A 20,370-nucleotide genomic window follows, 5' to 3' on the forward strand; every position below is an offset into this window, starting at 1 on the left:
GAGGACGCGCTCGATCGGGAGCACAGGTCAGAGGTCGGGCCCGGTCGGGCGGGACCGTAAACGATTCCCCGGAGTGCCGCTCAGCCGCACGCCTTCGCGGTGCCGCCGGAGCCGGTCTGGACGCTGCGGCGGCCGGCGTTCCACTCCACCTCGACCCTGCCCCAGGCGCAGGTTCTGGGGGCTCGGAGCATGTTGCCCCAGTGACGGCCGTTGTTACCCGGCTTGAAGTCGTACGCGTCCCTCCTGTTGTCCACCGTGTACACGTAGATGGTGCCGCTCACCTTGGAGTCGGTCCTGATCTCGACCCAGTTGGTCTTGCACCGGGGGGACCACCAGAGGTGGATCCGCCCGGCGGCCCCGCGGGGCTGATGTCTGACGAGCGTGCCGGTCCGCACCACCTGGGCGGAGTTCCAGCAGCCCGTCTCGGCCGGGTCTTGGTGGTCGTACGCATTGGCCTGCGCGTACGCGGGAGCCTGCGCCGGCAGGACCGCCGTCATGGCGGCCACGGCGATGGCCGCAACTCGAAGCTGCACGAGGAGTCGACTCCTTACCTCGAACGACAAATGAAGAACGCCGAGGCTCAGAATAACAGAGCGCGTGCTCCAAAATTGCGGACCGTGACTACCGCGGGACGAGGTCGCGGACGCCCGCGCGCATGCCGAGACAGGCGAGCACGCCGAGACCCGCGCACATCACCCAGACCGCGCCACCGACGTACTCGAACAGCGCCGTGCCGACGCTGGGGCCGACGGCCCAGCCCGCTGTCTGGCAGGTGGACAGCGCGCCGATGTAGCGGCTCCGCAAGGCGGGCGTAGGGGCGGCGAGGGCCGGATATGCGCCGATGGACGGGGCGCTGATGATCTCTCCCAGCGTCCAGACGACGGCTCCGAGGATGAAGACCCACGGGCCGAAGGGCAGGCCGAACAGGCCCAGGCCGATGCCGAGGAGGAGGCAGCCGGCGGCGACGGTGGCCCGCATGGAGAAGCGCTGGATGAGGGTGGTCAGCGGCAGTTCGACGAGAATCACGAGCGCGCCGTTGAGCGCGACGACCGCGCCGTAGAGCGCGGTCGGGTAGCCGCGTTGCTGCACCTCGAGCGGCAGCGTCGACTGGTACTGGACCTCGGCGACCGCCGTGATGAACATCCCGGCGAGGAACAGCAGGAACCGCCGGTCCCGCAGCAGGTCACGGTACCGAGCGGTCTCCTCCGGCGCGGCGGTGTCCTCGCGCAAGCGGTGCCCGGCCGCGGCCGGCATGACGAGCAGGACGACGACGGCGAAGAGCAGGTCGACGACGGCGTTGACGACGAAGACCACCTGGTACGAGAACGCGGCGGCCAGCCACACGCCGAGCAGCGGCCCGATGGCGGCGCCGAGGTTGAGCCCGAACCGGCTGGCGGCCGAGGTCATCACGAGCCGCTGCGGCGGCGTCAGCTCGGCGAGCATCGTCGCCGCCGCCGGGCGGTACATCTGCCCGAACGCGCCGGCGGCGAAGCTGACGATCAGCAACGGGACGATCGCCGTCACGGCGGCGAGCCCCGCGGTGGAGAAGCCGCACAGCAGCATCGACCACACGATCACCGCCCGCGCGCCGAACCTCCCTGTCACGCTGCCGCCGACGAACGTCCCCACGATCGACCCCACCCCGAAACCGGTGAGGACGAAGCCGGCCTGCGCGGGGCTGTAGCCGATGCCCGTCAGGTACAGGACCAGGAAGAGCGCGACGAAGCTCCCCATCCGGTTCAGCGCGATGCCGAACAGCAGCACGATCGCCGGCCGCGGCAGCTCGCGCAGCGTGCGGATCACTCCGGCGGGAGCCTCGTCGGCGGGTGCCTTCGACACGTCGGTCACGCGGGGCTCCACGTGCAGCGCAACGCCGCCAGCGCCCGGTCGAGCGCGGCGGACAGCTCCTCACGGGTGGCCGCGGCGGCGGTGGCGAAGGCGACGCGGCCCTCCATGAGGTCCTTGTGCGGCAGCAGGACGACCTCTCCCGGGCGGACGAGCGGGACGGCCAGGTCCGCCTCCGGCGGCAGGCCGGACTCGTCGAAGGCGATCTCCTCGACGCGGGTCTCGTGCCACGGCGGGTAGGCGAACCTGATCCCCGCGCAGAGCGCGCGCGTCCGCGTGAGGTCGGGGACGTCGCCGCACGAGACCGCCGCCAGAGCCAGGCCCGGGTCCACGCCGGAGGCGCTGTGGCACAGGTACGAGATGAGGTCACCGCCGAGCCGACCGTTGATCTCGATGAGCTTCGGGCCCTCGTCGGTGAGCTTGAGCTCGGTGTGCGTGGCGCCGGTCGCGTACCCGATGGCCGCGTGGACCTGGGTGAGGAAGCTGGTGATCGCGGGGTCGCCGAGCAGCGGGTCGTCCCCGCGCGTCCAGTGGCCGGTCTCCTCGAAGTACGGCGCGTAGCCCATCTCCTTGTGCGAGACGAAGACCGGCAGGACCCGGCCGTCCCGTACGACGGAGTCGACGCCGATCTCCTCCCCGGTCAGGTACTCCTCGATCATCACGGAGCGGTCCGGAGATCGCAGATCGGCGGCCGGGAGGCGGTGCGCGGAGGCGAAGTGGTCGGCCAGTTCCTCGCCGTCGCGGACCAGCGCGACGGCCTGGCTCGCGACCCCGGCCCTGGGCTTGATGACGACCGGATAGCCGAACTTCTCCGCCACGGCGCGCGCCTCGGCCACGTCGGCGACCAGCACCGACTGGGGCTGCGGCACGCCACGCGCGGCGAGGGCCGAGCGGGTGACGTGCTTGTCGCGGCAGGCGCGGGCGGCGTCGGGGCCCGGGCCGGGCAGGCCGACGGCCGCGGCGGCGAGCGCGGTGTCGACGACGTGGTCCTCGGCCCACGTCATGACCCCGTCAACGGCGCCGTCGATGGCGCCTTGTGCCACGACCGCCCGGACGGCCGCCACGATGCCGTCCGCCGTCATGCCGGGTACGACGCTGACCCCGGAGACGTACGGCGCCTCCCACTCGGCCGGCCGGCCGATGACGAGGTGGACGTCGTAGCGCTCGCCGATCCGGCGCAGCATGAACTCCCGGTACAGGCGCGGCCCCGTCCCCACGACGACGAGCCGCTTCATGACGGCCGCTCCGCGCCGATGCCGACGAACGCCATCAGCGCCGGTGTCTCGGCGCGGTTGTGCCAGGCGTGCCGGGTCCCCTGCTGAACGACGCAGGCGCCGGGGGTGAGCCGGACCTCGTCGCCGGAGTCGAGTTCGAGCCAGAGCTCGCCTTCGAGGCAGATGCCGTAGTCGAGCGTGTCGGTGGTGTGCATCCCCGACGGGTCGCCGGGTTCGAAGACGTCCATCAGCCCGGGGAGCCGCCCCTCGACCTCGGCGTCGATCTCGGCCTGGTCCTCGGGCGACGACGCGGACGGCAGTCCGACGATCGCGGACGCGGGCGGGAAGCGCACGAGCAGCAGCCGCGTCCCGCCGGCTCCGGCGAAGAACGGCAGCGTGATCGGGTCGGCGGCCTTCGGTCCGACGGTCGCGCCGCCGTCGGGGCTGCCCCACAGCAGGTACATCTCCTGGCCGGGCAGCGCGCGGGCCGTGATCGGCGCGACGGGCGTGTCACGTACGATCACCGCCGCGCCGTCCGGGCCGAACCCGGTCACGACCAGGCGTGGATCGATCGCCATCAGGCTCCCCCTTGTCCCCGCAGCCGCTTCAGCGTGTCCTCCTCCGCCGCGCGGAGTTCCGCGCATGCCGCGGCCACGCGGAACGCGTCCACCTGGCCGATCGCCTTGCCGATCATCAGCTGGTTCCTGATGTCCTTGCACCGGCCGACGAGGTCCGCGAGCGCCGGCTCGACGTCCGCGTACGCCGGTTGCCGCGCGGCGAACTCCCGCAGGCAGGCCCGCGACCCCTCATACACCGAAAAAGCGTCATAAAGCAGGGCGATCGTCCGCGCGGGCGTGATCCACCGCGTCCCCAGCAGGTCCGCGACCCCCTCCAGCAGCGCGTACGTGTCGTCGTACGTCCGGAGCACCTCGGAGAACGCCGCCGACGACCCGGTCACCGCCGCCGCTTTGTCGTACGGGCCGGCCGGGAACCAGCTGACGTGCCGCAGCTTCCCGTTGTCGTACGCCGCGGCGATGACGTCCTCGGGGTAGGCGTACCGGCACAGCACGCTCGCCCGGTTGTCGTCGAGGATCGACCAGTGCCCGTCCGCGTACGAGGTGAGCGTGATCGTGTGCACGACGTGGTCGGTCCGGTACTCGGGGGTGTGTGGCAGGTAGTACACGTCCACGAACAGGATCACGTAACCGGCGCGCCCGGCCGTGTCGATGACGATCTCGCGCGCCTGCGCGTAGGTGTCGAACGGGACGTACTCGCGGGCGATCCCAACGCGGGCGAGGGCCGCGGGGTCGAGGAGCTTGCTCTGGAAGTCGTATTTCGGGCGGCCGAGGCGGATGACCTGGTCGGCGATGTCGTCGCCGCCGACCAGGCAGTTGTAGAAGACCAGCGGCAGGTCGGGAACCCGCTCGGCGAGCATGACCATGGCCTGCCGCTGGTAGCAGTTGAGGAACGACCGGTCGTATAACTGCTGGTCGTAGTCGTAGACGTCGTCCTTCATGCCGTCAGAGCGTCCGGGTCATGAAGGCGCTGTGCGGGTCGGGGCCGTAGCCCGCGAACGGACCGCAGGGCTCGAAGCCGAACTTCGCGTACAGCTTCCGCGCCTGCTCGAAGTGCTCGGTCGAGCCGGTCTCCAGGCTGAGCCGCTCGAGGCCCATCGCCTTGGCCTCCTCCAGCATGTGGGCGAGGAGCAGGCTCGCGATGCCGTCGCGCCGCCGCTCGTGGGCGGTGCGCATGGACTTGACCTCGCCGTGCCCGTCGTCGATGCGCTTGATCGCGCCGCAGCCGACGAGCTGGTCGCCGTCGTACACCGACCAGAACGTGACCTCGGGGACGCGCAGCCCGTCGAGGTCGAGCGCGTACACGCTCTCGGCGGGGGTGATGGCGTGCATCTCCCGCAGGTGTTCCTCCAGGAACGCGGCGATCTCCGGTCCGCGCAGGTCGTCGACCACGATCTTCATTTACTCTGCCTCCAGTAGTGCGCACGCGAAGAAGCCCGGTGCGGAGGCCTGCGCGAGGTAGAGCGCTCCTCGCTCCGGGCCGGACTTGTCGGTGTGGTCCATCAGGTTGATCAGCCAGTCCGCGTTACCGCAGTGACCGTACCGGGTCATCGGCCCCTGGAAGTGCAGGAGCTCGCGGGCCTGGCCGGCGGCCATCGCGTTGAAGCTCACGATGGGAGCGAACAGGCTCGAGGTGAAGATCTTCGTGACGTCCCCCGGCACCCGGCCCGCCTGACGGAACGCCTGGTCCAGCGCGGCCCGGGCGACCGCCTGCCGGGACGCGAACGTGTCCTGCCCGACCATGCCGGAGAAGTCCGCGGCCAGCCCGGTCCCGGCGAGCGTGAGGCCGCCGTGGTCACGGCTGATCAGGCAGCCCGCCACGGCGTCCCCGAAGAGCGCGAAGGACTTCACCCGGTCGCGGTCGTCCGGGGTGAAGTCCAGCGCCACCAGCACGACGTTGCGCGCGCCCGCGCCGGCCTCCGCGCCGGCCAGGCCCCAGGCGTACCGAAGGGCTTCGAGCGAGCTGCAGCACTGCTGGAGCGACACGATCGCGGGAACGCACGCGGTCAGCCCGGCGGCGCGCATGACCTCGACGGCGACGTCCCTGCCGAGCAGGCCGAGCACGCCGTCGGAGGTCGCGAGCACGAGCCGGTCCACCTCCGCCGCGCGGACCCCGTGCGTGCTCAGCACCTTCGCCACGCAGTCCACGACGTACGGGACGAGCGGCCCGGTCATCTTCCGGTAGGTGCCCGTGCCCATCGCGGCGAACGCGGTGTCCGGCGACACCGCGCGCCACAGGTCCTCGAACCCGGGGATGTCCTCAGGACGGCCTATGGCGTCGCCGACCACGTACGCGAAGGACCCGATGCCGCCCACTCAGACCTCGGCCGGCGTGCTCGCGTCGATTTCCTCGATCACCGACAGGATGCCGTCGATGTCCTCGAGCATCGGCACCCATTCGGGGCGCAACGCGATCCGCCCGTTCGCCTTCTCCTCGATGTAGCTGTTGACGAGGATGAGGATGTTGAGCGAGCTGATCCCGAGCTCGGCGCGCGACCTGCTCTGCGCGACCTCGTCGTAGGTGAGGTCCGGTGCCATGGGCTGCGTGCCGAGGAAGTCGACGAAGTTTCGCAGCCGGTCGTCGATGTCAGGCATCGGCGGGCACCCGCTTGAACGCGAACCCGTTGAGGTTCTCGGTGTAGATGCGGTTGTAGCCGTACCTGTCCTCGCCGGAGACCAGGACGCAGCCGTGGTAGTCGAGGGCGATCTCGTCGCCGAACTCGACCAGCCTGTCCACGTGTTCGTACACCTTGGTCTGCGGGATCACGTACCTGGAGGCGTAGCCGAGGCGGGTCTGGTCGCTGACGTTGGGCAGGGACCCGTGGACGCACTTCTCGACGAACAGGACGAACTGCCCGGGGCCCATCTCCATCTCGACGACGTCCTCCTTCTCCGGGTCCCAGTCGGGGTCGAGCTGGAGCTCGGAGTAGTCGTAGCCGAAGAAGTCGGTCTTGCGCTGCGGGCCCTTGGTGAGCCGCTTGTTCTCGTCGTAGAACCAGCGCTTCTGGCTGCCGCGGATGAAGCGCAGGCAGCCGTTCTCGCGCTGGGCCGGGGAGAAGGCGGTCCAGACGCTGACGTCCTGGAGGACCGCGTCGTCGTCGCGGTCGTACGCGAAGCTCAGCGACGGCGTGGCGGCGGTCGTGGTCTCGCCGACGATGTACTTCTCGACCTGGTGCCAGCCGGTGCCCGCGTCACCCGGCTGCTTCTGGAAGATGTTGGACTTCCAGCAGATGATGTCCTCACCCAGGAGCGAGCGCAGCTTGTTCACGATCTCCGGCCGCGAGATGTGCTCGGAGAGCGTGTCGCAGTCCAGGTGCCGGTCATAGTTGATGACCGTCGAGTTGTGCGGCTTGTTCTTCGACAGCGCCATCTCGATCATGGCCTTGCTCCAGATCTTCTGAGCCTCGTCGGGCTCGTAGAGATCGAAGGGGCCGACGTAGCCGTTGTCCTTGAAGAACCGGACCTGTTCGGCGGTGAGGCCGTCGGTCAACGTGGTCATCTGCCTGTGCCCTTCTTGTCGAGGAGCCGTTTCGCGTTCTTCCCCATGAACAGGTCGCGATCGGCCTGGGTCATCTCAGCCGGGAAGGCTCCTTCGGCCGTGAGTCGTTCCACGAAGTTCGTCTGTTTGCCCTGCAGCCGGAAGATCGGCCAGTCGGTGCCGAACAGCACCTTGTGGTTGATGTTGCGGCGGAAGAACCGGTTGAGTCCCGCCACGCCGTCGGGGGCCTCGTAACCGCTGGCGTCGATGTAGACGTTCGGCCGGTTGTTGCAGAGCATCGCGCACTCGTCGGGGTAGTGGACGCTGCCGTGCGCGAGCACGAAGTCCACGCCGGGGAAGTCGCGCGCGGGCCGGTCCACGTAGATGGGCAGCGCGATCTCGAAGTCGAGCGCCGGGGAGGTCGCGCCGATGTGCGACAGCACCGGCAGCCGGTGCTGCGCGCAGATCTCGTAGTACGGGTAGAGCGCCTTGTCGTCGAGGCGGTAGCCGCACGGCGGGTAGAGCTTCATGCCGTCGAAGCCGTACTCGACGACGGCCCGCTCGAACAGCGCGATCCCGTCGGCCCCCCAGCGCGGGTCGACGCCGGCCAGGACGCGGAAGCGGCCGGGATGCCGATCGACGACCGCCTTGTGGTGATCGATGATCTCCTCGATGGAGTGCGTGCTGTCCTTCAGCGCGTACGTGAAATCCGGCAGCAGCAGGACGGCCTCGTCGATCCCCGCGTCGTCCATCTCCTTCACGAGCTGGTCGCACAGCGGGTCCTGGAGGGTCGCGTCGTGCATGCGGCGCAGCCGTTCCTTCGTGGCGGGCAGGCCGCGCGCCTGCATGGCCGCGGCCATGTTGTCGATGACCCCGTCGCGGAACGACGGCGGGAAGCACATCTCGGCCGCGACGTGGCAGTGGAAGTCGATGATCGTCATGAGTTCGCTCCCAGGCAGATGCCGACGATGTCGTGCACGTACTCGGCCTCGATGAACTCCCCCATGCGGCTCATGGCGTCGATGCCGGTCTGCTCCTCGAGGACGAACACGATGCTCATGAGCCCGATCGAGTCGACGCCGAGGTCGTTCCTGAGGCTCATGGACGGCGCCACGTCCCTGCCGGGCAGAACGCTGGCGATGATCTGGCAGAGCGCGTCCTCGGTCACCTGTCGCCACTCCCCCAGACGGCGCGCGCGACCGCGCCACGGTCGATCTTGAAGTTCCGGGTCAGCAGACCGCTCTCCACGGTGAGCTCCTCCGCCGGGCGGACGAGAGTCGTCGCGATCCGGTGCGACGGCTCGCGGCCCGCGTTCCTCCGCTTGATGTACGCCTCGATCTCGGCCGCCCTACCTGTGTCCTCGGCCCAGACGACGCAGGCGAGCAGCGCGGCGCCGTCCGGCAGGGCCACCATGGCGCGGACGCCGGGAAAGGCGCGTTCGACGTCGGCTTCCAGCTCGGCCGGGTTGATCTTCACCCCGCTCCGGGTGATGATCACGTTCTTCTTGCGGCCGGTGAGCCTCAGGAACCCGTCCTCGATGACCCCGAGGTCGCCGGTGGCGATCCTGCCGTCGGGGAGGAAGACCGCGTCCTGCGTGTCGACGCCTTCGTACACGTATCCGACGACCTGGGGCCGCTCGGCGCGCACGACGACCTCGCCGTCGTCGCCGAGTTCGACGGTGATGCCGTCCACGGGCCGTCCTGCGGTGCCGACCCTGGCCTGGCCCGGCACGTTCATGGCGATCCAGCCGATCTCGGTGCTGCCGTAGAGCTCGTAGAGCGGCGCGCCGAGCTCCTGGAACAGGGTGACCATGGCCGGCGGCACCGGCGCGGACCCGGTGTACATGAGCCGCACCCGCGACCCGTACATCGACAGCCACCCGCGGCCCTTGTCCATGCGCTCGGCCGGGGCGGCGGCCATGACCCGGTTGTGGAGCAGCTCGAAGAAGGACGGCGGGCCGAGGATGATCGTGGGTTCCACGGTCTTGAAGGCCTGGAACATGATCTCCGGCGGGACGACGGTGGCCGCGCAGCCCGTCCAGATCGCGAGGTAGGTGAGGTAGCGCTGCTGGAAGTTCGAGTACGGCATCACGATCGCGATGTCGTCGTCCGGCGTGACCTGCCACGCTCGGGCCGACAGCTCGACGGTGTTGGCGATGCCGTCGTCGGTGAGCAGCAGGCCCTTCTGCGTCCCCGCGGTGCCCGAGGAGAACGCGATCGTGCGCACGCCGGGCGGCAGCGCCGGAGCGCCGGGGTGCCGTACCGGGTCGAGCTTGACCGGCCGGTCGGAGAGGATGGCGGTGGCCGCGGGCAGGCCGGCCTCGCCCGGGAGCGCCCGGGTCAGCAGCAGCGCGGCCAGCCGGTACGTGCCGACGAGCGCGCCGATCTCCGCGGGATCGTGACGGTTCTCCGCGGGGATGGCGACGGGGACGCAGCCGAGGGCGAGCAGCGCGAGGTCGGCGAGGATCCACTCGTAGGAGTTGGGGCCGAGCACGCCGACGAGGTCGCCCGCGCCGAGGCCGCTGTCGCGCAACTCGGCCATCAGCAGGCGGGCGTCGTCGTGGATCTCGGCGTACGTCCTGACCAGCGTGCTCCCGTCGCGCGACAGGAACCGCATCCGCTGCCCGGGGTGCTCGGCGAGCCTGTCCACCAAGGAGTCAACGAACATGGAGGTGTTCCTGGACGTACTCGACGGACCGCATGGGCCTGCGGCGTAACTCCTCGACCAGCGGCTCGAGGGGCCCGAGGTCGGCCGGGCCGTACGCGGCGTGCAAGGCGAGCGCGGGCCCGGGGTCCGGCAACAACAGGGTCTCGGCGAGGACGCGGGCCAGCGACCGCAGCCCGGCGAGCACCGCGTCCGGCTCACCGGCGAGGGCAAGGCCGTCGAGCGCGAGCGCGCCGAGTTTCGCGAGGTAGGACAGCTGGAGGAACATGCCGTCGCTGTCGGGGAACGTGCCGAGCCCGCGGTCCACGTAGCGCAGGCACTCGGCCAGGTAGTACGCGATGACGTCGGCCTGGTCCAGCCCGAGCGGCCCGGCCCACACCTCGGCGAGGACGAGGATGCCGAACACGTCGGCGGCCGTCTCCTGGAGCACCCCCACGACCCACGGGTCGGCGGTCCACAGCGGGGTGAAGTCCGTGGCGGGCCGGTGCACGAAGTGCCCGAACTCGTGGCTGAGCACCCCGAGCGTCGGAATCCCCGCGAACCGCTCGGCCGCCGGGTCGAACCCGTTCCCCACCCGCGCGTACCGGGCGGAGAGCGGCCCGGACACCGTGTCGAGGACGGCCCGGTGGGTGTTGCGGAAGTAGTAGGTCTTCTTGTACGGCGACTCGTCGACCCCTTCGTCCTCCGGCAGGAAGTACGCGATGTGCTTGGGGTGCAGGTTGCCCTCCCCTGCCATGAAGAACAGCCGGGTCGCGCCGAACGCCGGGAGGTCGCCGAGCCGGAGGTCCGCCATGAGCGTGCGCAGGTACGGCTCGACCTGGTGCCGCTCGGCGAGCGCGGCGGCCACGAACTCCTGCCCCACGTCGTCGCGGCGGCAGGCGAACGCTGTGGGCAGCCCGCCGGGGTCCTTGCCCGACCAGGTGCCGAGATGGCCCGCGACGAGCGTCACGTCCTCCCGCAGTTCCGCCAGCTCGCACAGGGCCTCGGCCGGGTAGCCGTGCTCGACGGCGTCGGCGCGCAGCGCGAGCGCGCGCCGGTCGGCGTCGCCGGGCAGGTGCTTGGCGATGTCACGCATGGCGGAGGCGACCAGCGCCGGGGCGTGGAAGCGCCGTCTTTCCCGCGCGTCCTCGGGCGGCCCCGCCGCCTCCTTGACCCGTTGCCAGTCGGCGTCGACGGCCGCCTTCAGCGCGGCCAGCCCGGCGAGGAAGCCATCACCGAGGTCCGGGGTCTCGGCCGCGAGGTCGAGGCAGGCCAGCTGGTAGCCGTCGGACGGCGGCCAGAAGGCGCTGCGCCAGTCACGGAAGGTCCCGGCGGCGGCCAGGTTGCGTGCGTAGTCGAACCTCATGCGTTCTCCAGGAAATCGGCGATAACGAGCGCTGCGCCTTTTTCGCCGATCATCATGCTCGCGGCGTTCGTGTTGCCGGAGACCATGGTCGGCATCACCGAGGCGTCGATCACGCGCAGCCCGGACAGGCCGTGGACGCGCAGCCGGTGGTCGACGACCGACATCGGGTCGGCGCCCATCCGGCACGTCCCCACCGGGTGATAGGACGTGTCGCCGTTCTCCCGCGCGTAGGCGACCAGCTCGTCGTCGGTCCGGACGTCCTTGCCCGGGATCAGCTCGAACTCGCGGTACGCGTCGAGCGCGGGATCCTCGACGACGCGGCGCGCGATGCGCATCCCGGCGACCAGCCGCGCGCGGTCGGCCTCGGCGGCGAGGAAGCGCGGCCGGATCGCGGGCGGGGCCATCGGGTCAGCGGAGCGGATGTGGATGGATCCGGCCGACTCGGGCCGCAGCGGATAGACGCCGACGGTCATGCCGGGAGCCGTGTCCAGCCGCCGGGTCGCCCCCGCGCCATAGCTGGCCGGGGCGAAGTGGAACTGGACGTCCGGCCGCTGCTCGGCCCCGGACGAGCGGACGAACCCGTGGCCGAGCGCGATGGGCAGGCTGAGCAGCCCCCGGCGGCGCGTCACGTACGTCGCGACCTCGCGGGCCAGGCGCAGGCCGCGCGAGCGCTCGTTGAACGTGATGGGACGGCGGACCCGCCAGCGCAGCCGGGTCGCGTAGTGATCGCGGAAGTTCTCGCCCACGCCGGGCAGATGGTGCACGACCGGCACCCCGGCCGCGGCGAGCACGTCGGCGGAGCCGATCCCCGACAGTTCGAGCAGTTGCGGCGACTGGACGGTCCCCGCGCTGAGGATCACCTCGCGCCGGCAGCCGGCCTGCCGCGCCCGGCCCTGGTGGCGAAAGCTGACGCCGACGCAGCGCGTTCCCTCGAACCGCAGCCCGGTGACATGCGCCTCGGTGAGCACCATGAGATTGGGCCGCCGCAGCGCACGGCGGAGATACGTCCCCGCGGCCGACGAGCGGCGGCCGCGGTCGTGGTTGACCTGGTAGTAGCCGAAGCCCTCCTGGTCACCGGAGTTGTAGTCGGGGTTCTCCCGGTATCCGGCTTTCTGCGCGGCCACCAGGAACGCGTCGCACAGCTCGTCACGCTCGCGCGGCAGGCCGACGCTGATCAGCCCGTCGCTCCCCCGGCTCGGCCCGCCGACCCCCGCGCTCTCCAGGCTCCTGAAGTACGGCAGGACATCGGCCCACGACCAGCCGGGGTTGCCGAGCCGCTCCCACTCGTCGTAGTCCTCGCGCTGGCCACGGACGAAGATCATGCCGTTGATCTGGTTGGATCCGCCGAGCAGGCGCCCGCGGGGGATGCGCAGGGTCCGGCCGCCGATCGTCGGGTCGGCGTCGGTCTCGAAGCACCAGTCGTACCTGGGGTTGCCCATGAGGATGGTCTCGGCGGCCGGGATCGACAGCAGCGGGCTGCGCCGCCGCGACCCCGACTCCAGCAGGAGCACCCGTGTGCCGGGGTCCTCGGACAACCGCGACGCGAGCACGCACCCCGCCGCGCCCGCCCCCACGATGATGTAGTCCGCCCGCATCTAACCGGCCGCCGCGAGGGTGGTCCGGTGCATCAGGCGCCGGTGCTTGACGTGGTCGTAGGAGGTGGCCCGGTGCATGGCGCTGCGGTTGTCCCACAGGACGATGTCGCCGGCCTGCCACCGGTGGCGGTAGGTGAACCGCGGCATCGTGGCGAACTCCTGCAGGAACGTGATGAGCGGCCGGCTCTCGTCCTCGGACATCCCCTCGATCCGCCACGGCACGTTGCCGCCGACGTACAGGGCCTTGCGCCCGCTCACGTCGTGCACCTTCACGATCGGGTGCGCGACGTCCGCCCACTCCTCGCGTTCCTTCGCGGTGGGCGGCGGCCGGTCCGGGTAGTTGTAGGGCCGTGACCGGACCCGGCTGATGACGACCCTGAGATCGGCGATCCGGTCCTTGACCTGGTCCGGGAGCGCCTCGTAGGCGGCGTACATGTTGCCGTACCAGGTGTCCCCGCCGACCGGCGGGACCTCGCGGGCGTACAGCATCGACCCCGCCGGCGGGGCGGTCAGGTACGCGCCGTCGCTGTGCCACACCCGGCCGCTGTACGCCGAGCCGATCGGCTTGCCGTCGCGGGTCAGATTCGACAGGACGAGGATCTCGGGATGGTCGTCGGCGTTGAACTGGGACCGGGTGTACGTGACCACCTGACCGAACCTGCGGCTGAACTCCACCTGTTCGGCCGGGGTCATTTCCTGACCCCTGATCAGCAAAATGGTGGTGTCGATCCAGGCGCGATAGATGCGCTCGAAATCATGGTCGGAAATATCACCGGTGACATCGATCCCGCGGACTTCGGTGCCAATACCCGCCGTGATGGGAATCAACTCAAGCACGGCGGGAGCATACGACCCGGCCGCCGCGCGGCGCAAGGACGCGGGAAACTTTCATTTTCCGTAATCGGCCCGGCGAGCGACCCCGATAAGAGTCGTGACAAAATCCATGCACCGGCACCGACCAGCGAGTTTACATGTTACAAACTTCTCACACCCAACGAATGAGCGTGCGCCGGCCTTTGCTCCGGCCGGAATTGGACAGGGGCCTTTGCCCGCCGTCGGCCGCGTGTTACGCTCCTGCCGCTCGTCCGACGACCGGAAACTCAACGGCGAGAAATCCGCCCCGCCGGCACGGCTTCGACACCGTCAACCCAGGGAGGGAAAGGGTGCCGCAATCCAGACCGGAGCTGGCGCGCATTCACGACTATTACTGCCTGCCTCGCTCCGTCGGCTCCGCCTCGCAGAGCATCTATGACATTTGGGAGAGCGGTGGCGCTTTCAACGACTCCATCACCCCGTCGACCTACGTCCCCGAATACCGTGCGCACATCGTCCTCAAGATCCTGATGCTGACCGCGCCCGGGGCGGCGGTGCTGTCGCTCGGCTGCGGCAACGGCTTCGTCGAAGGCGACCTCGTCGCGCACGACCGCGACGTGCGCGCCATCGACTGCAACGCCGAAGCCGTCGAGCTGACCAGGAAGAAGGGGGTCGACGCTCGCACCGTCGACTACTTCGACCTGCGTCCCGCCGACGCCGCCGACGTCTCGGCCATCTACGCCGACGGCCTGCTCGGCCACCTCTTCGACGCGGCCGGGGAGCTCGCCCCCGCCCTCGGCAAACTGCGCGACCTGGACCTGCGGCCGGGAACGTACCTGGTCCTGTCCAACGACGCGCCCCGCGACGCCAAGGCCGACTTCGCGCCGCACCAGCACGTGGACGGGTTCTGGTTCATCGCGAAGGACTATCTGCACAAGAGCCTGATTTCTTTCGGGTTCGAGCCGGTGGAAAGCTATTATTTCCCGTATTTGCGGCCCGTGAGCGGAATACGCAACCGCACGATCTGCGTCGCGCTCGTACCCTGACGATCGGATCCCGCCTTGCCAATGTCGGCTGAATTCGCCGAGCGACTGCTGCCGCTGCTCCCCGATCTCGTCGCGGATTACGGCACGCCATTCCATCTCTACGACGCGCGCGGCATCGTGGCCGCCCACGAGGCGATGACGCGCGCATTCGGCGACACCTCGTACCGGCAATATTTCGCGGTGAAGGCGTTGCCGAACCCGAATATCCTGGCGTTGCTGCGCGCCGCCGGAAGTGGTTTCGACTGCTCCTCCGCAGTGGAAGTGCGCCTTGCCGGGGCGGCCGGCGCGCAGGCCGGTGACATCGTGTTCACCTCCAACAACACCGCGCTGTCCGAATATCGCACGGCCCGCGCCGCGGGAGCGCTGATAACGTTCGACGACAGGTCGTTCGCGGAAAAGGTCGATGAACTTCCCGAGACCGTCGCCTTTCGCATCTCCCCCACCGGTCTGGCCGCCGGTTGCGCGCTCATGGGCAACGCGGCGCACAGCAAGTTCGGCGTGCCCGTGCACGAGCTCGCGGACGCGTACGCGGACGCCGTCGCCCGTGGCGCGCGACGGTTCGGCATCCACGGCATGACCTGCGCCAACGAGCTCGACACCAGCCGCGCCGCGCGGGCGGCCGCCGACGTCATCCGGCACGGCGCGCGGGTCGCCGAGGCCGTCGGGATCGAGCTTGAGTACGTGAACGTCGGCGGCGGGCTCGGCATCCCGTACCACGAGGACGACAAACCCATCGACTTCGGGGCGTACGCGGACGAGATCCTCGCCGCCAGGGAGGAGTTCTTCGGCCCCGGCGGGCCGCGCATCCTCACCGAGATCGGCCGGTACGTGACCGGCCCGCACGGCGTCCTCGTCACCCGCGTCATCAACCGCTGCCGCAAGGGCCACGAGATCGTCGGCCTGGACGCCTCGATGTCGTCACTGATGCGGCCCGCCATGTACGGCGCGTACCACCACATCTCCCTCCCCTACGCCGAGGGCAGGGAGATCGGCAGATTCGACGTCGTCGGCGCGCTCTGCGAGAACCTGGACAAGTTCGCCGTCGACCGCGAGCTGCCCGAGCCACGCGACGGCGACATCGCGCTCATCCACGACACCGGAGCCCACGGCCACTCCATGGGCTTCACCTACAACGGCCGCCTGCGTCCCGCCGAGCTGATGCTCACCGACGGCGGCGACGTGGTGGAGATCCGGCGCGCCGAGACCTACGACGACTACATCGCGACCGTCCGCTGGGGAGCGTGACCTTGAACAGGAGCTTGGTCGAGACCGCCTTCGAGCGGCGGGAGTCGTTGTCCGCGGACGAGCTGGCGGCCCTCGCGCCGCACGTCACCGCCGGACTCGCGGCCCTCGACCGTGGAGAGCTGCGCGCGGCGCGGCCGGAGGGGCCGGAGTGGGTGGTCGACACGTTCGTGAAGAAGCTCATTCTGCTGTCGTTCCTGATCGGCCGGAACAAGGTCGGGTCCGGCGGCCCGCGACAGCCGAAGAGCTTCGACAAGATCGCGCTCAAGTTCGAGACCTGGGACGATGCCGTCTTCCGCGACGCGCGCCTGCGCGTGGTCCCCGGCGGGGTCGTCCGCCACGGCGCGTACGTGGCGCCCGGGGTCGTGCTGATGCCGTGTTTCGTCAACGTGGGCGCCTACATCGGCCCGGGCACGATGATCGACACCTGGGCCACCGTCGGCTCCTGCGCGCAGATCGGCGCACGCTGCCACATCTCCGGCGGAGCCGGCATCGGCGGCGTGCTCGAACCCATCGGTGAGCAGCCCGTCATCGTCGAGGACGACGTCTTCGTCGGCGCGCGCTCGGAGATCGCCGAGGGCGTGGTCGTACGGCGGGGCGCCGTGATCGGCATGGGGGTCTTCCTCGGGCGATCCACCCCCATCGTCGACCGCGCCACGGGAAAGGTCACGTGCGGAGAGGTCCCCGAGAACGCGGTCGTCGTCCCGGGCTCCCGCATCGACGCCAACAATCCCGATATATCGGTGTATGCGGCGATCATCGTCAAGCACGCCGACGACCGCACCCGCGGCAAGACGGCCCTGAACGACCTCGTCCGCGACTGAGCCCCTTCATCGATGCCGTCACCCTCATCGCCGAGCGCCTTCGACCGGCTGCGCGCGCTCCTGGCGGGAATCCCCGCACCTGCCGGCGTCACCCCGATCCCCCTCCACCTCGGGGAGGCTCGCCTCGTCACGCCGCCGGTGGACGGCCGGCTCCTGGCTGACGTGGCCGGCTGGACGCGGTATCCCCCGCTCGGCGGCACCCCCGAGCTCCGTGCCGCCTACACGGGCTGGCTCGAACGCCGCTTCGGCACCCGCGTCGGCGCCGCCGTACGTGAAGGGTCGCTCGCGATCGAGCCGTCCCCCGGCACGAAGCAGGCCGTCACGGCCGCCATCGCCCTCGCCGTCTCCGGCAGCGTCCGCTCGCCCGCTCCGGCGGTCGTCCTGCCCAATCCGTTCTATCCCACATACCACGCGGCGGTGTCGGCGGCGGGCGGCCGGGCGATCTTCTACGGCCACGCGTCGGAGGTCGCCGCCGCCGTGGCCGCTCGGCGGGACGTCGCCGCGGTCGTCGTCTGTTCACCGGGCAACCCGCGCGGCGAGACGCACAGCCCCGGCACGGTACGCGCGATCAGCGCGGCGACGCGAGTGGCCGGTGCGCTGCTCGTCGTCGACGAGTGCTACATCGACCTCGTCCACGGCGCGTCCGCGGGCGGCGGATTCCTGGCGTCCGGCACGGCGAGCGAAGCGGGGCGCTTCCTGGTGCTCCACAGCCTGTCCAAGCGGTCCGGGATGCCGGGCCTGCGGTCCGGGTTCGTGATCGGGGATCCGGAGAGCGTGGCGGCGTACGCGAACCACAACCGCACCTGCGGGGTCTCGCTCGCGGAGCCGGTGTGCGCGGTGGCGGCGGGGCTGTGGGCGGATGACGCGCACGTCGCGCGCCTGCGGTCGGCCGTGAGCGCGAACTGGGATATCGCTGACGAACTGTTCGGCGATCTCGCCGGTTATCGGCGGGCCGAGGCGGGATTCTTCCTCTGGTTCCCCGTACCGGACGACGAGGAGGCGGCGCGCCTGCTGTGGCGGGAGGAAGCGGTGACGGCGATGCCGGGCCGCTACCTCGGCGCGGCCACCGACCGCGGGGCCAATCCCGGCGCGGGCCACCTGCGCATCGCGCTCGTCCACGCGCCGGACCGCACCCGCGAGGCGCTGACCCGCGTACGGCGGTCGCTCGCGGAGCCGAGACCTACTACTACTGCAGGGGAGCTGACCAGATGAGCGGCGGCCTCATCGGATGGATCGACCTCGAACGCGACCTCATGGAACGGGCGGACGTCGTGGGCGCCATGACGGACACGATGGGCGATCGCGGGCCTGACGGAGGCGCGGTCCACATCATCAGGCACGCGGCGCTGGGCCATCGCCGCCGCACGACCCCGGGCGCCGGCGAAGGGCATCAACCGGCGCTGTTCGCGACGCGCGGCGGCCCCTCGCCGGACGACGGGACCGTCGTGCTCGTGTACGACGGCGCGATCTACAACCTGGCCGCTCTCCGCCGGTCCCTCGGCCTGTCCCCCGTGGCCACCGACACCGATGTGCTGCTCCACGCCTACCTGACGCACGGCGCGGACTTCGTCGGCCGTCTCGTCGGCGCGTTCGCGATCGCGATCTGGGACGGGCGGGACCGGCGGTTGCTGCTGGCGCGGGACCACATGGGGCTGAAGCCGCTCTACTACCACCCTTATGCGGGCGGGATCCTGTTCGCCTCCCTCCCGAGGGGGATCATGGCGAATCCGCTGTTCACCCCGGTTCTCGACCGGTCGCTGATGACGATCGCGCTGCAGCCGCGCCTCACGCTCGCCGGTGAGACGCCGCTCGTCGGGGTGCATGAGGTCAAACCCGCGCACGTCATCACGTACACACCCGGCCACGGGCCGGTTTCGCGCGCGTACTGGCGGCTGACGAGCGAGCCGCACGACCACACGCCAGCCGAGACCGCCGAACGCGTGCGGGAGCTGCTCCATGACGCCGTGGCGGGCCAGTTGCCCGCGTCGGGGCCGTGCGGCGCGATGCTGTCCGGCGGCGTGGACTCGACGTCGGTGGCGGCGCTGGCGGCTCGGCTGCTGCCGCACGCGCTCGATACGTACTGCGTCGAGTTCGACAGCGACAAGGCGCACTTCGCGCCGACGGAGCTGCGCCCGGACGTGGACGCGCCGTACGCCGCGGCGGCGGCCGAGTACATGGGCAGCAGGCACACCACGCTCACGGCGACGATGCCGGACCTGCTCGCCGCGATCCCGGCGACGCGCCGCGCGCGCGACCTCCCCGGGTGGGGGCAGTTCGACGCGTCGATGTATCTGCTGTTCCGGCGGATGCGGCAGGACACGCCGGTGGCGCTGTCCGGCGAGGCGGCGGACGAGTTCTTCGGCGGGTATCCGTACCTCTTCAAGACCGAACTGATCCGGCGCGACACCTTCCCGTGGCTCGGGGACGGGCCGAAACTCGCCGACTTCCTCGTGCCGGAGCTCGCGCGGGACGGTGACGAGAAGGCGCGCTACGCGCAACTCCTCGGCGAGGTACCGCGCCTGCCGGGTGAGGCGGGGCTGGACGCGCGCATGCGGGAGGTGCTCTATCTCGGGATGGCGGGGCCGCTCGCCGTCGTGCTCGACCGCAAGGAGCGGATGAGCGCGGCGCAGGGCCTTCACGTGCGGCTGCCGTTCTGCGACCACCGGCTCGTCCAGTACGTCTGGAACGTCCCCTGGTCGATGAAGTGCTCGGGTGGGTTGAAGAGCCTGCTCAAGGACGCGATGGCCGGCATCCTCCCGCCGACGACGCTGACCCGGGAGAAGAGCGCCTACCCGCACGTCCAGAACCCGGCTCACGATCAGGCGCTGGTACGCGAGGCGACGTGGATCGTGAACGCGAACGAGTCGCCGCTGCGCGCCATGTTCGACGCGCCGCGGCTCAACGACCTGCTGAAACGGATCGGCGCCGACGAGCTGCGCGCGCAACTGCCGGGCGGGGCCAGCGCCGCGCAGCTGCTGGTGCAGCTCGTCGAGCTGAACGCGTGGGTGCGTGAGTATCGGGTGTCCTTGTCCTGAGGGCCCATACGGTCACCCGCCAGAGCGCCTCGAAGAGGACACCGGCGCTCATCTTGCTCGCCCCGCTCGTACGGTCGACGAAGGTGATCGGCACCTCCGCCACCGTGCACCCGTGACGGACGGCTCGCAGCGTGAGATCCACCTGGAAGCAGTACCCCCGCGACTCCACGCTTCCGAGGAGGATCTTCTCCAGTGCGGCGGCCCGGTAGACGCGGAACCCGCCGGTGGCGTCGGCGACCGGAAGCCGGAGCGCCAGCCGTACGTAACGGTTCGCGAGTCGTGAGAGGAGCTCCCGTCTGCGCGGCCAGTTCGCCACGCGGCCGCCGGCCACCCAGCGGGAGCCGATGACGAGGTCGGCCCGCTCGGCCGCGTCCAGCAGGGCGGGCAGCCGCTCGGGAGGGTGCGAGCCGTCGGCGTCGATCTCCACCAGCGCGTCGAAGCCCCGGTCGAGTCCCCAGCGGAAGCCCGCCAGGTACGCGGCGCCCAGCCCTTCCTTGCATTGCCGGTGCAGGACGTGCACGCCGTCGAGCTCGGCCGCGAGCCTGTCCGCGATCAGGCCCGTCCCGTCGGGGCTGTTGTCGTCGACGACGAGAATGTGGGCGGCGGGTACGGCGGCGCGGATCCTGCCGACGATGCCGGGCAGGGTGTCTCGTTCGTTGTAGGTCGGCGTGACGACCAGGACGGTGTTCATGAT

General features: G+C 70.5%; 20 protein-coding genes and 1 pseudogene. 5 read left to right on the plus strand and 16 right to left on the minus strand.

All coding sequences use genetic code 11. The features are described from left to right. Window positions 1-80: 80 nt before the first annotated feature. The 15 genes from ACIHFD_RS48080 to ACIHFD_RS48150 form a co-directional block, all read right to left on the minus strand. Window positions 81-533: a DUF2690 domain-containing protein gene (locus tag ACIHFD_RS48080; RefSeq protein ID WP_397372604.1), complete on the minus strand. Its 453-nt coding sequence runs from the start codon at window positions 531-533 to the stop codon at window positions 81-83. A gap of 88 nt (window positions 534-621) precedes the next feature. Further along, the gene (locus ACIHFD_RS48085; RefSeq protein ID WP_397372605.1) at window positions 622-1,848 is read right to left on the minus strand and encodes an MFS transporter; all 1,227 of its coding nucleotides are present in this window, start codon (window positions 1,846-1,848) and stop codon (window positions 622-624) included. Further along, on the minus strand, window positions 1,845-3,080 hold the full coding sequence (locus ACIHFD_RS48090; RefSeq protein WP_397372606.1) for an acetyl-CoA carboxylase biotin carboxylase subunit family protein: 1,236 nt from the start codon (window positions 3,078-3,080) through the stop codon (window positions 1,845-1,847). The genes ACIHFD_RS48085 and ACIHFD_RS48090 overlap by 4 nt, the downstream gene beginning before the upstream one ends. Beyond that, complete coding sequence (locus ACIHFD_RS48095) at window positions 3,077-3,637, minus strand: cupin domain-containing protein (protein WP_397372607.1); 561 nt, start codon at window positions 3,635-3,637, stop codon at window positions 3,077-3,079. The genes ACIHFD_RS48090 and ACIHFD_RS48095 overlap by 4 nt, the downstream gene beginning before the upstream one ends. After that, a complete protein-coding gene (locus ACIHFD_RS48100) occupies window positions 3,637-4,575 on the minus strand; it encodes a hypothetical protein (protein ID WP_397372608.1) in 939 nt (312 codons plus the stop codon). The genes ACIHFD_RS48095 and ACIHFD_RS48100 overlap by 1 nt, the downstream gene beginning before the upstream one ends. A gap of 4 nt (window positions 4,576-4,579) precedes the next feature. Then, window positions 4,580-5,035, minus strand: coding sequence for a GNAT family N-acetyltransferase (locus ACIHFD_RS48105; protein WP_397372609.1), 456 nt, complete (start codon window positions 5,033-5,035; stop codon window positions 4,580-4,582). Beyond that, window positions 5,036-5,950, minus strand: a complete 915-nt coding sequence (locus ACIHFD_RS48110) for a hypothetical protein (protein ID WP_397372610.1) — start codon at window positions 5,948-5,950, stop codon at window positions 5,036-5,038. Beyond that, the gene (locus ACIHFD_RS48115) at window positions 5,951-6,229 is read right to left on the minus strand and encodes a hypothetical protein (protein ID WP_397372611.1); all 279 of its coding nucleotides are present in this window, start codon (window positions 6,227-6,229) and stop codon (window positions 5,951-5,953) included. It lies immediately after the preceding gene. Then, complete coding sequence (locus tag ACIHFD_RS48120; RefSeq protein ID WP_397372612.1) at window positions 6,222-7,133, minus strand: chlorinating enzyme; 912 nt, start codon at window positions 7,131-7,133, stop codon at window positions 6,222-6,224. Before ACIHFD_RS48120 ends, ACIHFD_RS48115 begins: the two co-directional genes overlap by 8 nt. Then, on the minus strand, window positions 7,130-8,053 hold the full coding sequence (locus ACIHFD_RS48125; RefSeq protein ID WP_350734065.1) for an amidohydrolase family protein: 924 nt from the start codon (window positions 8,051-8,053) through the stop codon (window positions 7,130-7,132). The genes ACIHFD_RS48120 and ACIHFD_RS48125 overlap by 4 nt, the downstream gene beginning before the upstream one ends. After that, window positions 8,050-8,280 (minus strand): acyl carrier protein, encoded by a 231-nt coding sequence (locus ACIHFD_RS48130; protein ID WP_350734063.1) that lies wholly within the window; start codon window positions 8,278-8,280, stop codon window positions 8,050-8,052. The genes ACIHFD_RS48125 and ACIHFD_RS48130 overlap by 4 nt, the downstream gene beginning before the upstream one ends. After that, complete coding sequence (locus tag ACIHFD_RS48135) at window positions 8,277-9,779, minus strand: AMP-binding protein (protein WP_397372613.1); 1,503 nt, start codon at window positions 9,777-9,779, stop codon at window positions 8,277-8,279. The genes ACIHFD_RS48130 and ACIHFD_RS48135 overlap by 4 nt, the downstream gene beginning before the upstream one ends. Further along, window positions 9,769-11,121, minus strand: a complete 1,353-nt coding sequence (locus tag ACIHFD_RS48140) for a hypothetical protein (protein WP_397372614.1) — start codon at window positions 11,119-11,121, stop codon at window positions 9,769-9,771. Before ACIHFD_RS48140 ends, ACIHFD_RS48135 begins: the two co-directional genes overlap by 11 nt. Then, on the minus strand, window positions 11,118-12,716 hold the full coding sequence (locus ACIHFD_RS48145; RefSeq protein WP_397372615.1) for a GMC family oxidoreductase: 1,599 nt from the start codon (window positions 12,714-12,716) through the stop codon (window positions 11,118-11,120). Before ACIHFD_RS48145 ends, ACIHFD_RS48140 begins: the two co-directional genes overlap by 4 nt. Further along, window positions 12,717-13,553: a TauD/TfdA family dioxygenase gene (locus ACIHFD_RS48150; protein ID WP_355209419.1), complete on the minus strand. Its 837-nt coding sequence runs from the start codon at window positions 13,551-13,553 to the stop codon at window positions 12,717-12,719. 326 nt (window positions 13,554-13,879) lie between these two features. Between ACIHFD_RS48150 and ACIHFD_RS48155 the strand changes: the two genes are divergently transcribed. The 5 genes and pseudogenes from ACIHFD_RS48155 to asnB form a co-directional block, all read left to right on the plus strand. Then, window positions 13,880-14,575 (plus strand): class I SAM-dependent methyltransferase, encoded by a 696-nt coding sequence (locus ACIHFD_RS48155; RefSeq protein ID WP_397372616.1) that lies wholly within the window; start codon window positions 13,880-13,882, stop codon window positions 14,573-14,575. Between the two features lie 21 nt (window positions 14,576-14,596). Continuing rightward, window positions 14,597-15,820 (plus strand): diaminopimelate decarboxylase, encoded by a 1,224-nt coding sequence (locus tag ACIHFD_RS48160; RefSeq protein ID WP_397372617.1) that lies wholly within the window; start codon window positions 14,597-14,599, stop codon window positions 15,818-15,820. 2 nt (window positions 15,821-15,822) lie between these two features. After that, window positions 15,823-16,641, plus strand: a complete 819-nt coding sequence (locus ACIHFD_RS48165) for a 2,3,4,5-tetrahydropyridine-2,6-dicarboxylate N-succinyltransferase (RefSeq protein ID WP_397372618.1) — start codon at window positions 15,823-15,825, stop codon at window positions 16,639-16,641. Between the two features lie 12 nt (window positions 16,642-16,653). Beyond that, entirely contained in the window at window positions 16,654-17,853 is a 1,200-nt protein-coding gene (locus tag ACIHFD_RS48170) for an aminotransferase class I/II-fold pyridoxal phosphate-dependent enzyme (RefSeq protein WP_397372619.1), read from the plus strand. Continuing rightward, window positions 17,850-19,592: pseudogene (gene asnB / locus ACIHFD_RS48175) on the plus strand (asparagine synthase (glutamine-hydrolyzing)); the annotation flags it as partial. The gene ACIHFD_RS48170 and the pseudogene asnB, both read left to right, overlap by 4 nt. On the opposite strand, the gene ACIHFD_RS48180 reads toward asnB, so the two are convergent. After that, on the minus strand, window positions 19,540-20,367 hold the full coding sequence (locus ACIHFD_RS48180) for a polyprenol monophosphomannose synthase (RefSeq protein WP_397372620.1): 828 nt from the start codon (window positions 20,365-20,367) through the stop codon (window positions 19,540-19,542). The pseudogene asnB and the gene ACIHFD_RS48180 overlap by 53 nt on opposite strands. Between the last annotated feature and the right edge of the window lie 3 nt (window positions 20,368-20,370).

This window comes from Nonomuraea sp. NPDC051941 (assembly GCF_044593615.1).